At 72.0% G+C, this 13,905-nt stretch carries 15 protein-coding genes; 2 read left to right on the top strand and 13 right to left on the bottom strand.

Translation table 11 applies throughout. The annotated features are described in order from the left end of the window. Nucleotides 1–76 precede the first annotated feature (76 nt). Nucleotides 77–676 carry a hypothetical protein gene (locus tag RNC47_RS27105; RefSeq protein ID WP_311602383.1) on the top strand — a complete coding sequence of 200 codons (600 nt, stop codon included), beginning with the start codon at nt 77–79 and terminating at the stop codon, nt 674–676. Beyond that, on the top strand, nt 673–1,323 hold the full coding sequence (locus RNC47_RS27100) for a class F sortase (protein WP_311602382.1): 651 nt from the start codon (nt 673–675) through the stop codon (nt 1,321–1,323). Before RNC47_RS27105 ends, RNC47_RS27100 begins: the two co-directional genes overlap by 4 nt. Here the strand turns inward: RNC47_RS27100 and rdgB are convergent. The 13 genes from rdgB to rodA all read right to left on the bottom strand — a co-directional run bounded on the left by rdgB (nt 1,304) and on the right by rodA (nt 13,758). Beyond that, the gene (gene rdgB / locus RNC47_RS27095) at nt 1,304–1,915 is read right to left on the bottom strand and encodes an RdgB/HAM1 family non-canonical purine NTP pyrophosphatase (protein ID WP_311602380.1); all 612 of its coding nucleotides are present in this window, start codon (nt 1,913–1,915) and stop codon (nt 1,304–1,306) included. The two genes, RNC47_RS27100 and rdgB, sit on opposite strands and share 20 nt — an antisense overlap. Nucleotides 1,916–1,972: 57 nt before the next feature. After that, nucleotides 1,973–2,170 (bottom strand): DUF397 domain-containing protein, encoded by a 198-nt coding sequence (locus tag RNC47_RS27090; protein ID WP_311602379.1) that lies wholly within the window; start codon nt 2,168–2,170, stop codon nt 1,973–1,975. 6 nt (nt 2,171–2,176) lie between these two features. Then, entirely contained in the window at nt 2,177–2,941 is a 765-nt protein-coding gene (locus RNC47_RS27085) for a helix-turn-helix domain-containing protein (RefSeq protein ID WP_311602378.1), read from the bottom strand. A gap of 197 nt (nt 2,942–3,138) precedes the next feature. Next, entirely contained in the window at nt 3,139–3,642 is a 504-nt protein-coding gene (locus RNC47_RS27080) for a GNAT family N-acetyltransferase (RefSeq protein ID WP_311602377.1), read from the bottom strand. A gap of 270 nt (nt 3,643–3,912) precedes the next feature. Next, nucleotides 3,913–6,003 carry a beta-galactosidase gene (locus tag RNC47_RS27075; protein ID WP_311602376.1) on the bottom strand — a complete coding sequence of 697 codons (2,091 nt, stop codon included), beginning with the start codon at nt 6,001–6,003 and terminating at the stop codon, nt 3,913–3,915. A 41-nt stretch (nt 6,004–6,044) separates the two neighbouring features. Beyond that, on the bottom strand, nt 6,045–6,941 hold the full coding sequence (locus tag RNC47_RS27070) for a carbohydrate ABC transporter permease (RefSeq protein ID WP_311602375.1): 897 nt from the start codon (nt 6,939–6,941) through the stop codon (nt 6,045–6,047). Next, the gene (locus RNC47_RS27065; protein ID WP_311602373.1) at nt 6,938–7,837 is read right to left on the bottom strand and encodes a carbohydrate ABC transporter permease; all 900 of its coding nucleotides are present in this window, start codon (nt 7,835–7,837) and stop codon (nt 6,938–6,940) included. Before RNC47_RS27065 ends, RNC47_RS27070 begins: the two co-directional genes overlap by 4 nt. Before the next feature lie 10 nt (nt 7,838–7,847). Further along, nucleotides 7,848–9,221 carry an ABC transporter substrate-binding protein gene (locus RNC47_RS27060; RefSeq protein ID WP_311602371.1) on the bottom strand — a complete coding sequence of 458 codons (1,374 nt, stop codon included), beginning with the start codon at nt 9,219–9,221 and terminating at the stop codon, nt 7,848–7,850. After that, nucleotides 9,218–10,285 (bottom strand): LacI family DNA-binding transcriptional regulator, encoded by a 1,068-nt coding sequence (locus RNC47_RS27055; protein WP_311602370.1) that lies wholly within the window; start codon nt 10,283–10,285, stop codon nt 9,218–9,220. The genes RNC47_RS27060 and RNC47_RS27055 overlap by 4 nt, the downstream gene beginning before the upstream one ends. A gap of 141 nt (nt 10,286–10,426) precedes the next feature. Then, the gene (locus RNC47_RS27050) at nt 10,427–10,807 is read right to left on the bottom strand and encodes a hypothetical protein (RefSeq protein ID WP_311602368.1); all 381 of its coding nucleotides are present in this window, start codon (nt 10,805–10,807) and stop codon (nt 10,427–10,429) included. A 9-nt stretch (nt 10,808–10,816) separates the two neighbouring features. Then, nucleotides 10,817–11,545, bottom strand: a complete 729-nt coding sequence (gene rph, locus RNC47_RS27045) for a ribonuclease PH (protein ID WP_311602367.1) — start codon at nt 11,543–11,545, stop codon at nt 10,817–10,819. Between the two features lie 19 nt (nt 11,546–11,564). Next, the gene (locus RNC47_RS27040) at nt 11,565–12,320 is read right to left on the bottom strand and encodes an MBL fold metallo-hydrolase (protein WP_311602366.1); all 756 of its coding nucleotides are present in this window, start codon (nt 12,318–12,320) and stop codon (nt 11,565–11,567) included. Nucleotides 12,321–12,561: 241 nt separating this feature from the next. Beyond that, entirely contained in the window at nt 12,562–13,758 is a 1,197-nt protein-coding gene (rodA, locus tag RNC47_RS27030) for a rod shape-determining protein RodA (protein ID WP_311602365.1), read from the bottom strand. Nucleotides 13,759–13,905: the final 147 nt, after the last annotated feature.

Raw genomic sequence — 13,905 nt, 5'->3', positions numbered from 1 at the left:
CCCGTCTGGGTGTGCTGCGGATGCGGCGAGGCGCGTGGCGGGGGACCTTCGTGGTACCGACCCGGAGGTTCCTGCCATGGGCATCGCCTTTCCCCTGAAGCTCACCCTGTGTGCGGCCGCCATGACCGTGGTGGCCGCGGGCACCGTCCTCGCGGCGGACCCCGAACCGCCGTCCGGGGCCGCCGAGGTGCGGGTGAGCCCGGCCGAGGCCGCGCCCGGCGACGAGGTCGAGCTGCGGGTGCGCGGCTGTGCCGGCGCCTCGGCCACGGCCCACTCGGACGGCTTCGTCACCGAGGCTCGGCTGGCGCCGGCCGCGGGCGGCGAGCTCTTCGGCGAGGCGCTCGTCCCTACGACGCTCAAGCCCGGCGGCTACCCGGTCGAGGTGGAGTGCGACGGCGTCCGGCTCTCCGGCGAGTTGACCGTCGTCGGCACCGCCCCGCCGGGCGGCCAGCCGAAGCCCACCGGCGCGGAGCAGCCGCGGCCCACCGGTCCTGAGCAGCCCGAGGCGCGCCCCACGGGACCGGTGGGCGCGGGTGGCGGCGGCACCGCCGGTGAGCCGGCGCCGGCCGAGGCGAGCGTGCCGACGGGGCCGGCCGGACTGGCCCTGCTCGCCGGCGGACTGCTGGCCGGCGGCGCGCTGTTCGCGGTGCGGCGGCTGCGCGGCGCCCGGCGGTGACCCGCGCCGGGGGCCGGCTGTTCCCGGTGCTGACCTGGGCGTTGGTGCTGCTCGCCATCTGGCTGTGGGCCCAGGACGTGACGGCGGGCCGACTGCCGCTCGGCGGCGTCGGCACCCCCTGGTCGGTCGCGGACGGCGACGCCGGGCTGCCGCCGGCCGCGAGCCCGCTGTCCGGCTCCGCGCCGCCGAGCACCCTGGAGATCGAGTCGCTCGGTGTGCGGGCCGACATCGTGGAGCGCGGGGTGGACGCCGCCGGCGGCGTCGAACCCCCGCCGTTCAGCAGCCCGGAACTCGTCGGCTGGTACGCGGCCGGGCCGACGCCCGGCGCCGCCGGCTCCGCGGTACTGGTCGGCCACGTGGACACCGACCGGGAACCGGCCGTCTTCTACAGCCTCAGCACGGTGGAACCGGGCGCCGAGGTCCTGGTCACCCGCGCCGACGGCGCCGTGGCCGAGTTCACGGTGCGGGGCGTGGACGTGGTGGAGCGCGCCGAGTTCGACGCCGAACGGGTCTACGGGCCGCGGGACCCGGGGCGGACGGACGCCGAGCTGCGGCTGATCACCTGCGGCGGCACGTTCGACCGCGAGCGGGGCAGTTACTCGGCCAACGTCGTGGTCACGGCCTACCTCACCGGGACGGCGACGTGAGCTCCGCGAGCTCGGCCGCCAGCGCGCGGAAGGCGCGGCCGCGGTGGCTGATCGCGTTCTTCTCCGCCGGGCTCAGCTCCCCGCAGGTGCGGGACTCGCCCGCCGGCTGGAGGATCGGGTCGTAGCCGAAGCCGCCGTCGCCCGCCGGCGCGCGCCGCAGGGTGCCGGACAGCCGGCCCTCGGTCACCCGCTCCGTGCCGTCCGGCAGCACCAGCGCGGCGGCGCAGGCGAAGTGCGCGCCCCGGTGCTCGTCCGGCACGTCGGCGAGCTGGGCGAGGAGCAGCTCCAGATTGGCGCGGTCGTCGCCGTGCCGGCCGGCCCACCGGGCCGAGAAGATGCCGGGGGCGCCGCCGAGCACGTCCACGCAGAGGCCCGAGTCGTCGGCCACGGCCGCGAGGCCGGTGGCCTCGACCAGCGCGCGGGCCTTGAGCAACGCGTTCTCGGCGAAGGTGACGCCGGTCTCCTTCACGTCCTCCACCTCGGGGAAAGCGTCCGCCCCGACGAGCTCCGTGGTGACGCCTGCGGCGCCCAGGATGGCCCTCAGCTCGGTCACCTTGTGGGCGTTGCGGGTGGCTAGTACGAGTCGCTCCATGCGGCCCATTATCGCCACGGCGGGGATTCCCCCACCCGCCGCCCGTGCGGTGGCACGTCAGCTCTTGACGGACTCCACGAATGCCGCCCACGCCCCGGCCGGGACAACGAGCGCCGCGCCGGGGTTCTTGCTGTCACGGACCGGCACGACACCAGGGAAGCCGTCGGCGACCTCGACGCAGTCCCCCCCGTTGGCGTTGCTGTGGCTGGACCGGCGCCACGACGCACTGTGCAGGACGATGCCGACGGATCGCATGGTCTCCTAGTCCTTCAGCAGGTTTCGAATGAACTCAAGGGACTCGGCCGGCGGGAGCGCCGCGTCCCTGAGCTGATCGTAGAACAGCTTGTGCTGCTCGACCTCGGCCGGTTCCTCGATCAACTCGCCCGACGTGCTGCCCTCCAGATAGGCCACGTAGACGCCGTCCGGCATGCCGAGCAGGGTCAACGAGCCGCCGAGCAGGTACTGCAACCCGGCACCGAACGGCAGCACCTGGATCACGATGTTGGGCAGCTCCGCCATCCTCACCAGGTGCTCGAGCTGGCGGTTCCAGGCGGAGGGATCCTTGAGGTGACGACGCAGCGCGGACTCGTCGAGGATGACCCGCAGGCGCAGCGGATTGCCCTCACGGACGAGGACCGCCTGTCTGTTCAGTCTCGCCTCGACGTCCCGCTCCAGCTTGTCCTGGCTGACGAGCCCCGTGCCGAGCTGCTCGCGGGCGTACTCCTCGGTCTGGAGCAGACCGGGGATGGTGCTGGCCGAGTACTGGGAACGGACACTCGCCTCCGCCTCCACCCGCATGAACTGCTGGTAGCGCCCCAGGTACGCCTCGTCCTTGGCCAGCAGCCACAGGTTCTGGAGCATGCGCCGCGTCCCGTACACCTCGTCCAGGCGTCGGGCCGTGTCGAAGTCGCCGAGGCGTTCGCCGCGCTCCAGCTTGCTGAGGTAGGACCGGTCGTAGGTCGTGGCCTCCGACAGGTCCCCCAGGGACATTCCGTCCTCCTCGCGGAGTCGGCGCAGCTCTTCCATGTACGTGAGTCGAGCCGGAGCGGCCTGCTCCGGCTCCGCCTTGCGTGGCGCCATCAACGCCCCTTCCGAACGTGCGTGTGCGGCCGGTCACAGAGGCCACACCTCCCACCTGGCCAACGGCCTACCCACGCGTCAAACCGTGTAGTCACGCGACTACAGGAAGGCACCGCGTTCCTCCGCCTTCTCGGGAGTCATCGTCAAGACCTGTGGGTCGGATCGGGCTGAGGTGGCTTGGTGGACATCCTGATCTTGATGTCGTTCTCACCGTGACGAGTGACTTCGTGCAGGCCCAGTCGCCGGTAGAGGGCCTGGGCTCGCTGGTTGACGACGAGGACGTCCAAGGTGAGGTCCCGGCCCAGCTGTTGGGCCTGGTGCAGGAGGCTGCGGATGAGCTGGCTGCCGATGCCGCGTCCCTGGTGGTCGGGGTGAAGCTCGATCCGCGCCAGGTAGATCTCCGTCGGCCGGTGCTCGACGTGGAGCATGCCGGCGTCCGTGCCGTCGGCGGTGATGATCTGCCATCGCTCCGGGATGAACGCGCGGGCGTGGAAGTCGCGTTGGATGTGTTCGTCCCAGCCCCAGATGGCCGTGACGTAGGCGCCCATGGCGGCTTTGTGCAGCTGGAAGCAGTACTCGCTGTCCGCGAAGGTGGCCGGCCGCAGGCCGATGGCGGTGGCGCCGTCGTCGTTGACCTCGCTGAGCACGAGCGTGCCTTCCCGACCGGTGCCGCGAACACCGGCCTACTCGATGACCGTCAGTCAATCACTCGGGAAGGTGCGCGCCGCGGCCGACGCTTCTACGCCATCATCACCGACCTGGTCAGTGCGGCGAGCGGCACGGCCGCAGGCCGACACGACCGCAGGCCGACACGACCGCAGGCCGACACGACCGCAGGCCGACACGACCGCAGGGCCCGGCGGCGGCTGCGCCGCGCCGGGCCCTGCGGGCCGGTGGCCAAGGCCAAGCGCCCAGCGTTACCGTTCGGCGAGGACGCGGACGTCCCAGGGGCCGAGGCGGAGCGTCTCGCCCGCGGGGAGGTCGGCGTCGGTCAGGACGTCGCGCGCGGCGACCGGCAGGGTGAACTCGCTCGGCAGCCAGGACCAGTTGTGGACGAACCGCAGGCGGGTGCCGTCCTTGGCGGTGGCGCCGGTGACGGTCTGGGTGTCGGCGGCGGGGCGCCACGCCGTGGGGCGGTCGGGCGCGGCCCAGGCCAGGACCGCCGCGGCGAGGGCCGGGTCGGGGACGGTGCCGACGTAGGTGACCCGTCCGGCGCCGTGGGCGCGGGTGGTGACGGCCGGCCAGCGGGAGAAGTGCGGGTGGGCGTAGGAGGCCAGCCACTCGCCGCCGTCGAGTTGGAGGCCGTCGATCCACCGGGTGGCGCGCGCGTCCTCGGGGAGTTGGAGCGGGGAGTCGGCCGCGGCGACCACGGAGAGCGGCCGGTCGATGGTGGAGAACTCGTCGTACCAGACGCCGGCGGCCTCGGTCAGGAAGGCGGGTTTGCGTTCCGGGCGGGCCCGCGCCTCCTCGTCCTCGTAGCCGGTGCGGATGCCGAGCAGCAGGTGGCCGCCGGCCGCCGCGTAGCGCTCCAGCCAGCGGAGTTCGTCGTCGCTCGCGATGAGCAGCGCGGCGGCGACCAGCACCGGCTGGCGGGTGGCGTACTCGGCGGGGTCCTCGGCGAAGAGCTGGCCGGTGTGGACGATGCGGGCCTCGAGACTCGCGTCGAAGGCGCCGCGGTAGAAGGCGCCGAAGACGGCCTCGTAGGAGGCCCGGTCGGGTCCGCGGTCGGCGTCCGGCAGCATGGGCGTCTCCTGGAGCGCCCACTTGGTGTCGGTGGAGTAGACGAGGGCCACGTCCGCGTCCGGGGTGAGGCCGGCGACCAGTTCGCCGGCCTTCTCGAACTCAGCGCCGAGCTCGGCGAGTTGCCGGTAGACGCGGCCCGGTTCCTGGCTGTGCGGGAGGATGCCGCCCCAGTAGGTCTCGGCGCCGAAGTGCAGGGTGTGCCAGTGCCAGTACTCGATCATGGTGGCGCCGCGTGAGACGAGCGCCCAGGCGGCCTGGCGCCACTGGCCGTCGTAGGCCGGCTCGTTGATCCAGGGCGCGCCGATGGCCTGCGCGTTGGTCTCGGTGACGAGGTAGGGCTCCTGCCGGGAGGAGTACATGCGGTCGGCGGACTGGTAGAGCGCCCAGGTGCCGTCGGTGGTCCAGCCCTGGCCGGTCTCGCGGGTGTAGGGGAGTTCGAGGGAGTCCTGCATCCGGTAGTAGGGGTTGCCGGCGGTGATGTCGAGGCGGCGGGTGAGGTCGTCGTCCTTGACGGTGGGGCGCGGGTAGGAGATGCAGGTGGTGACGAACTGGTCGTCGCGCGCGTACTCGCGGACGATGTCGGCCTGCCAGCCGATGAAGTCGGTGGTGAGCGAGCCCTGGAAGCGGCGCCAGGCCAGGTCGTACTGGGGTTGCCCGTTGGCGTCGGGCGTCCACAGGTCGGCCCAGGTGGAGAGCCGGTGGGACCAGTAGGTGAGGCCCCAGCGCTCGTTGAGTTCCTCGACGGAGCCGTAGGTGTGCCGCAGGTGGTCGACGAAGCGTTGGAAGACGCCGCGGTTGTGGAAGATCTCGGCGCCCGGCTCGTTGTCGACCTGGTAGCCGATGACCGCCGGGTGGTCGGCGTAGCGGGCGACGATCCTGCGGATGACCCGCTCGGCGTGGAAGAGGAAGGCCGGGTGGGTGTAGTCGATCTCCTGGCGGACGCCCCAGCCCATGGGCTGGCCGGTGCGGCGCTCGGCGTTGATCTCGGGGTAGGTGCGGGCGAGCCAGGGCGGCGCCGCGTAGGTGGGGGTGCCCAGCACGACGCGGATGCCGCGCTGCTGGGCGCCGTCCAACACCGGCTGGAGCCAGTCGAGTTCGAAGACCCCGTTCTCCGGCTCCCAGGTGGACCAGACGGACTCGCCGACCCGGATCACGCTGAAGTGGGCCTCCCGCATCAGGTCGAGGTCGGCTTCGAGGCGGGGGCTCGGCTGGTACTCGTGGTAGTAGGCGGCGCCGAAGAGCACCCGGTCGGGGAGCTTGGGCATGGTGGGTCCTTCTCCTTACGGACTCGCGGTTCGGGCGGCCGTCAGCCCTTGACGGCGCCGGCGGACAGGCCCTCGAGCAGTTGCCTGCGCAGCAGCAGGAAGACGAGGATGGTCGGCACGGAGGCCAGCACGGCGCCGGGCAGCACCAGGTCGAACTGGCGCGCCTCGGCCTTGAAGAGGATGTTGAGGCCGAGCGGGAGGGTGTACTGGTCGGTGTCGGAGATCAGCACCAGCGGCCACATGAAGTGGTTGTAGCTCTGCAGGAACTGCCAGACGGCCAGCGCGCCCAACGAGGGCCGCAGCAGCGGGAGTACGACCCGCAGGAAGATGCCGAACTCGCTGGCGCCGTCCATCCGGGCGGACTCCAGGATCTCGTCCGGGATGGACTGGATGATGTACTGCTGCATCATGAAGATGCCGAAGGCCGGCGCCACCCAGGGCACGGTGAGCGCGAACCACGGGTTGGAGAGCCCGGACTTCACCATCAGGATGAAGAGCGGCACCAGGATCACCGCGAACGGCACCGATAGCGAGCTGAACATCACGGAGAACAGCAGCCGCTTGCCGGCGAACCGGTACTTGGCGAAGGCGAACCCGGCGAGCGCGCAGACGAAGACCGCGACGGCGGTGGCGGCGGCCGCCGTGATCACGCTGATCGCGAACCAGCTCCAGAACGGCTGACTGTCCAGCAGGTTGCGGTAGTTGTCGAGGGTGGCCGGGGAGGGGATCAGCTTCGGCGGGTACTCGAAGAGGTCGCCGCGCGGCTTGAAGGAGCCGCTGAGGGCCCACAGCATGGGCGCGACGAAGACCAGCAGCAGCGCGCTCAGCGTGACGTAGAGCAGGATCCGGCCGGTGAGGGAGTAGCGCCGGATCGGGCGGTTGCCGGTCGCGGGGGGCTGGGTGGCGGCCTCGGGGCGCGCGGTGGTGACGGCGCTCATGAGATCCTCCCGATGGAGAACAGCCGGTTCAGGATCTGGCTGACCCCGAAGACGATGACGAAGAGGACGAGGCCGGCCGCGGCCGCGTAGCCGAACTGCTGGCGTTCGAAGGCGGACCGGTAGACGAACATCGCGACGGTCAGGGTCTCCTCGCCGGGGCCGCCGCCGGTGATCAGGTAGGGCTCGTCGAAGAGTTGGGCCGAGCCGATGAACGAGGTGACCACGACGAACGCGGTCACCGGCCGGATGGCGGGCAGCGTGACGGCGGAGAAGGTCCGCAGCACGCCGGCGCCGTCCAGTTCGGCGGCCTCGTAGCGCTCGCGGGGCACGGCCTGGAGGGCGGCGAGGAAGAAGATGGTGAGGTAGCCGACCCAGCGCCACAGCAGCACGAAGCTGACGGAGACCTTGGCCATGGTGGGGTCGCCGAGCCAGTCGGTGTTCCCGGCGCCGAAGAGCGCCCGCAGCACCGAGTTGAGCAGCCCGTACTGCCGGTCGAAGACCAGGCTGTAGACGAGGGCGATCACGATGGGCGAGATCACCATGGGGAGGAAGAAGGTGACCCGGAACAGGTCGCGGGCGCGCAGTCCCCTGGTGTTGAGGGCCTGGGCGATGAGGAGCGCGGCCGGCACGATGATGAACAGGCTCACCAGCACGAAGATCAGGGAGTTGCCGAGCGCCTTGTGGAAGCTGGTGTCGCGGGCGAGGTCGGCGAAGTTCCGCAGGCCGACGAACTCGGGGGTGCCGAGGCCCACCCAGTCGGTCATGGAGAGGTAGACCGCGGCCCCGATGGGCACGACCATGAACAGCGCGTACAGCACGTAGAAGGGCGCGATGAAGGCGTAGGGCGCGAGCTGGCGGCGCCTGCGCGCCGGTGGCGTGGCCTGGAGTGTCGTCATCGGTGGCACCTCAATCGTGGTTCCGGGTCTGGCCGCGGAAGTCCTCGGCCGCGTTCCGCAGGGCCTCGGCCGGCGAGGAGTCGCCGTGGTAGGCGCGGAGCAGGTGGCCGCTGAGCACGGTGTCGAGGATCGGCTTGTCGGCGCTGAGGTAGAACACCGGCGCCTCGTCGACGACCTCGCGGTAGACCTCGAACATGCGCTGGCCGCCGCAGTACTCGTCCTCGATCTCCAGCAGCTGCGGGTCGTCGAAGACGGAGCGCCGGGTGGGGAGGTAGCCCAGGTCGACGAAGCGGCGGATCTGTTCGGCGGGGGTGAGGTAGGCGGACGTGACGAGCTCGACGCCGGCGAGCGTGTTCCGCTTGCCGGTCAGCGCCGCGAAGCCGGTGCCGCCGGTGAACGAGGTGCGGGAGCCGCCGTCGGAGAAGACCGGCAGCGGCCGGATGCGCCACTGGCCCGACTGCTCGGGCACATTGGGCATCAGGCCGTAGATCTTGTACCAGGTGGCCATCCACTGGCCGATCAGTTCGCCGGACTTGAGGGCGGCCTGCATGCCGGGCCCGTAGAAGTCGGAGACCGTGGTGATGAAACCTTCCCGCACGCCACGGACCAGGAAGGCGAGGGCCCGCTCGGCCTCCGGGGTCTCGATGGTGAGGGTGCCATCCTCGTCGAAGAGCCGCCCGCCACTCTGCATCAGCAGCATGTCGAAGATCTGCACCACCTGGCCCAGGTCGCTGCCGACCGCCACCGCGCCGATGGCCACGCCGTGCCGCTCGTGGGCGCGGCGCCCGGCCTCGGCCAGCTCGTCCCAGGTGGCGAGGTCCGTCGGCAGCCCGACCCGGGCGAACTCGGGCTCGCGGTAGTAGTAGACGACCAGCGGCGCGTCGGAGTCCAGCGCGTAGAGGTGGCCGTCCTTGGTGAACGGCGCGGTGCGCGAGGGCAGCAGGTCGTCGCGGACGTCCGCGTCGATGTGGCCTTCCAGCGGTTCGAGCAGCTCGGCGGCGATCTCGCCGCGCAGGAACCGGGGGAAGGCGCCGATCTCCAGGCCCGCGACGTCCGGGGTGCCACGTCCCGCGATGGCCTGCGCGATGGTCTTGGTCACCACGTCCGCCGCGCCGGCCCTGGTGGGGGCGAGGTGCCAGCGGAACGGGCTGTCGCCGGCGGCCTCGGCGTTGGCGGCGGCGGTCTCGAAGAAGTCGACGTACGCCTGGTCGTGGGTCCAGAACGCCAGGTTCACGGAGCCCGAGGTGACGGGCTCGGCGCTGGCGGCCCGGCCGCAGCCGCTCAGCGCGCCGCCGAGCAGCGCGGCCGCGCCGACGCCGCCGCCGAGGCGCAGCAGGCCGCGCCGGGACATCGTCCCGGGAGGTGGTGGGATGCGGTGGGTCATGGTCGTCCCCCGTTCTCGGGCAGCGCTGCCCGTCGGGTGCTGGGTCGTGCTGGTGGTGCGGTGCTCTCCCGGACCACGAAGGTGCCGGGGATCAGCGCGTCGTCGGACGGCCCCGGCGGGCGGCCGTCGGCGGTCACGGCGGCGACCAGGCGACGCATGCCCTGCTCGGCCATCGCCGTGAAGTCCTGCCGGACCGTGGTCAGCGGTACGGAGAGGTAGGCGGCTTCCGGGATGTCGTCGAAGCCGACCACGCTGACGTCCTCCGGCACCCGGCGGCCCGAGCGCTGGACGGCGTACATGGCACCGATGGCCATCTGGTCGTTGGCCACGAACAGCGCGGTGACGTCCGCGTCCGCGAGCAGTTCGCGCGCGATCCGGCAGCCGGCGGCCGCGCTCCAGTCGCCGTGCGCGAAGGCCGGCTCGGGGGCGCCGGCGGCGCGCAGCGCGGCCCGCCAGCCGCCGATCCGACGGGCGGTCACCGACCAGGAGGGCGGGCCCGCGATGTGATGCACGGTGCGGTGGCCGAGGGCCAGCAGGTGGGCCGTCGCCTCCCGGGCGCTGCTCGCGTCGTCGCTGCCGACCCGGATCACGCCGGGCCGCGCGGGGCCCTCGGGGAACTCCATGCGCAGCACGGGAACGCCGGCCGGCACCCCGGTCAGCTGGTCGAGGACGCCGAGCACGGGCGCGGAGACGGCGAGCGCCTCCACGCCCTGGCTGACCAGGTGCCGCACCGACCTGGCGGTCTCCTGGGGGTCCCGGTCGTCGGCGTGCACGACGCTGACGAAGTAGCCGGCGTTCCGGGCGGCGCGCTCCAGGTCCCGCAACACGGAGGCGGGGCCGAAGAAGCCGGTGTCGGTGGTGAGGATGCCGATCCGCCGGGAGCGGCGGGTGACGAGGGCGCGGGCGCTGGCGTCCGGCAGGTAGCCGAGGCGGGCGATCTCGCGCTCGACGCGCTCCCGCAGCTCCCGGCTGACGTGGGGCTCGCCGTTCACGACGCGCGAGACCGTCTTCTGCGAGACGCCGGCCCGCTCGGCTATCTCCCGCATCGAGACCCGACCTGCCACGACCAGCTCCTTCGCCGGCACGGTGGTTGACTACGCAGTCAACCGGGTGATTCGACACGTTAAGGAGCTGTTTCGAGCCACGTCAAGACATCGGTTCGAGATTCTGCAATGCGTTCGAGGAGCCGAACGAGAGCGCCGGGATTACTCCGAGCACACTCCGCTCAGTGCCGAGACCGCCTCCCCGAGCGGCGCCAGGTCCACCTCGAGCTGGCCCCCGCCCTCGCCCCCGCCCGACGCCCTGATCGTCTCGGCCGCGGCGGCCACCGACTCGGCCGCCTCCTCCGCGTCCGCGCCGTCGACGCCGTGCAGGTCCGCCACGTTCTGGTCCAGGTCGTCCAACGCGGCGTCGAACGCGTCCACGTCGCCCGCGTCGACCGCCTGCTGGAGATCGTTGAGATTGCCGGTCACCGCGACCGCTATCCGCGCGCAGTCCACCGCCTGTTGGACGTCACACGCCAACGTGAAACCCGTCGCCGCGATCGCCGCGACGACCACGCCCGCCTTCGCTCGAATTCCGCTCACGCCTTGGTCCTACCCCTCGGCGAGGGCGGCACGCTGCGCCGCGTCGAGCCGGGCGCAGCCGGCGACGGCCAGGTCGAGCAGCGCGTTGAGCTCGGAGCGGTCGAACGGCTTGCCCTCGGCGGTGCCCTGCACCTCGACGAAGTGGCCGTCGCCGGTGCAGACCACGTTCATGTCGGTCTCGGCGCGCACGTCCTCCTCGTAGGCGAGGTCCAGCATCGGCACCCCGCCCACGATGCCCACGCTGACCGCGGCGACCGTGCCGGTCAGCGGCTGGGAACGGCCCCTGACCAGCTTCTCGCGCTGCGCCCAGGCGACGGCGTCGGCCAGCGCCACGTAGGCGCCGGTGATGGCGGCCGTCCTGGTGCCGCCGTCGGCCTGCAGCACGTCGCAGTCGAGCACGAAGGTGTTCTCGCCGAGCGCCCTGAAGTCGATGACGGCCCGCAGCGAGCGGCCGATCAGCCGCGAGATCTCGTGGGTGCGGCCACCGATCTTGCCACGCACCGACTCCCGGTCGCCCCGGGTGTTGGTGGCGCGCGGCAGCATCGCGTACTCGCTGGTCACCCAGCCCTCGCCGCTGCCACGCCGCCAGCGCGGCACGCCCTCGGTGACGCTGGCGGTGCACAGCACCCGGGTGTCCCCGAAGGAGACGAGGACGGAGCCTTCGGCGTGCTTGCTCCAGCCCCGCTCGATCCGGACGGGACGGAGCTCATCGGCCGCGCGGCCGTCGATTCGTGACATGCCGCGAGCCTACGGCGTCTCACACCTCGTAGACCGCGCCGGGGCGGGCCAGCTCCACCGGGCCCTCGAACACGGCCTTGGCGTCGCACAGGTTGACCTGGGCGTCCGTCCACGGCGGGATGTGGGTGAGCACCAGCCGCTCGGCGCCGGCCCGCCGCGCGCACTCCCCCGCCTGCCGACCGTTGAGGTGCACCTCGGGCAGGTCCTCCTTGCCGTCGGTGAACGAGGCCTCGCACAGGAAGAGGTCGGCGCCGGTGGCGAGCCCGGTGAGCGAGTCGCAACGGCCGCTGTCCCCCGAGTAGCAGAAGACCCGGCCCCGGTGCTCGATCCGGAAGCCGTAGGTCTCCACCGGATGGGTGACGCGCCGGGCGGTCACCGTGAACGGGCCCAGGCGGAAGGTGTCTCCCGAGGTCAGTGTGTGGAAGTCGAAGACCTCGCTCATCGACTTCTCGGACGGGGTGTCGTCGTACGCGGTGGTGAGCCGGTGCTCGGTGCCCGCCGGGCCGTAGACCGGGACCGGGTCGCAGCGGCCGCCCTCGTGCCGGTAGTAACGGGCCACGAAGTAGCCGCACATGTCGATGCAGTGGTCGGGATGGAGATGGCTGAGCGCGATCGCGTCGATGTCGTAGAGGCCGATGTACTTCTGTAGCTCGCCGAGGGCGCCATTGCCCATGTCTAGGAGCAGCCGGTAGCCCTCGGCCTCGATGAGGTAACAGGAACAGGCCGAGTCCGCGGACGGGAATGACCCCGAGCAGCCGACGACGGTGAGCTTCATGGAAGGGGGAACCTCCGTAGTGGGGTTCGAACGACTCTAAGTCGCAATGGACCGGACCGCGCCTTGTGCGTGCCGCGGTGTGGGCGGAATCACCAGCGCGGGGTACCGTCGCACAGGTGGACGGAGTGTGGTGGTTGGCGCTGGCCGGAGTCGCGTTGCTCGGCCTCGTCGCGGCGGTCCTCGACGGCACCGGACGCCTCGGCGGGCGCCGCCGGCGAGGCCGCCGACGCTGAGCCGGGGATCACAGTCGGCTGCGTGACCTGACGTGGATGGCCAGCAGCAGGCCGACGGCGATCCAGACGGCGAACATGGACGAGCCGCCGTACGAGAGGAACGGCAGCGGCAGCCCGGTCACCGGCATGATGCCGAGCGCCATACCCATGTTCTGGAAGGTCTGGAACGCGATCCAGGTGACGATCCCCACCGCGACGATCGTCCCGTAGGTGTCGGGGGCGTGCAGCGCGATCCGGCAGCCGCGCCACAGCACCGCGCCGAGCAGCAGGATCACCAGGCCGGCGCCGACGAAGCCGAGCTCCTCGCCGGCCACCGTGAAGATGAAGTCGGTGTGCTGCTCGGGCACGAACTGTCCGGTGGTCTGGCTGCCGTGGAACAGGCCCTGGCCCGTGAGGCCGCCGGAGCCGATGGCGATCCTGGCCTGGTTGGTGTTGTAGCCGACGCCCGCCGGGTCGAGAGCGGGGTTGGCGAAGGCCGCGAACCGGTTGATCTGGTACTCGTCGAGCAGCCCCGCCTGCCAGACCGCGAGCGCGGCCAGCACGCCGAGGCCGAGCAGCCCGAGGATCCACGCCCGGCCGGTGCCGGAGGCCAGCAGCGCGCCGAGCGCGATCGCGGCGATCACCATGGTCTGGCCGACGTCCGGCGTCAACAGGATCAGCACGGCCGGCACCGCGGCGATCCCCAGCGCCTGCAACACCGCCCGGGTGTCGGGCCGCGCCCGCGCCTCGTTCTCCACCGGCGCCGCGAGCAGCATCGCCATGGCCAGGATCACCCCGACCTTGACCAGCTCGGACGGCTGGAACGCGAAGCCGCCGCCGACCTGGATCCAGCTCCGGGAGCCGTTCACCGTCGAGCCGAGGGGCGACAGCACGGCCAGCGACATCACCACCGACACCGCGTACAGCACGGGCGCGGCGCTCCGCAGCCGGACGTGGCCGAGCCACACCATGGCGGAGGCGAGGCCGACGCCGATGGCGAGGTTGAGGATGTGGCGGAGCAGGAAGTACTGCGGGTCGCCGTTGTTGAGATCGGTCCGGCCGCGGGTCGCGGAGTACACCAGCAGCGTGCCGATGAGGGAGAGGATCCCGGCGGACCCGACCAGCGTCCAGTCCAGCCGCCGCGCCAACGAGTCCCGCCGCGTGAGGCGGGTCCACACGGTCCGCTCCGCGGGGGCCTTGAGGGAGGAGTAACTGCGTACGGTCACGGAGCCGACACTATGTGCTTTGGCGCCGGGTGACGAGCTGGTCGCCGGCTCCGGCGCGGTTGCCGTCAGCCAGGTCGATCGTGGTCGTGTCGTCGACGAGTCCGGCCTCGACGCGGGCGGTGCGGGCGTCGTGGGAGAGCTTGGCGG

Source organism: Streptomyces millisiae (assembly GCF_031845425.1).
Taxonomy (GTDB): Bacteria; Actinomycetota; Actinomycetes; order Streptomycetales; family Streptomycetaceae; genus Streptomyces; species Streptomyces millisiae.
This window is presented reverse-complemented; position numbering and strand designations above follow the sequence as displayed.

Excerpts from the sequence above, each read along its gene's own strand:
- RNC47_RS27105 (WP_311602383.1), top strand. The coding sequence starts at position 77 with ATGGGCATCGCCTTTCCCCTGAAGCTCACCCTGTGTGCGGCCGCCATG.
- rdgB (WP_311602380.1), bottom strand. The coding sequence starts at position 1,915 with ATGGAGCGACTCGTACTAGCCACCCGCAACGCCCACAAGGTGACCGAG.
- RNC47_RS27090 (WP_311602379.1), bottom strand. The coding sequence starts at position 2,170 with ATGCGATCCGTCGGCATCGTCCTGCACAGTGCGTCGTGGCGCCGGTCC.
- RNC47_RS27085 (WP_311602378.1), bottom strand. The coding sequence starts at position 2,941 with ATGGAAGAGCTGCGCCGACTCCGCGAGGAGGACGGAATGTCCCTGGGG.
- RNC47_RS27075 (WP_311602376.1), bottom strand. The coding sequence starts at position 6,003 with ATGCCCAAGCTCCCCGACCGGGTGCTCTTCGGCGCCGCCTACTACCAC.
- RNC47_RS27070 (WP_311602375.1), bottom strand. The coding sequence starts at position 6,941 with ATGAGCGCCGTCACCACCGCGCGCCCCGAGGCCGCCACCCAGCCCCCC.
- RNC47_RS27065 (WP_311602373.1), bottom strand. The coding sequence starts at position 7,837 with ATGACGACACTCCAGGCCACGCCACCGGCGCGCAGGCGCCGCCAGCTC.
- RNC47_RS27060 (WP_311602371.1), bottom strand. The coding sequence starts at position 9,221 with ATGACCCACCGCATCCCACCACCTCCCGGGACGATGTCCCGGCGCGGC.
- rph (WP_311602367.1), bottom strand. The coding sequence starts at position 11,545 with ATGTCACGAATCGACGGCCGCGCGGCCGATGAGCTCCGTCCCGTCCGG.
- RNC47_RS27040 (WP_311602366.1), bottom strand. The coding sequence starts at position 12,320 with ATGAAGCTCACCGTCGTCGGCTGCTCGGGGTCATTCCCGTCCGCGGAC.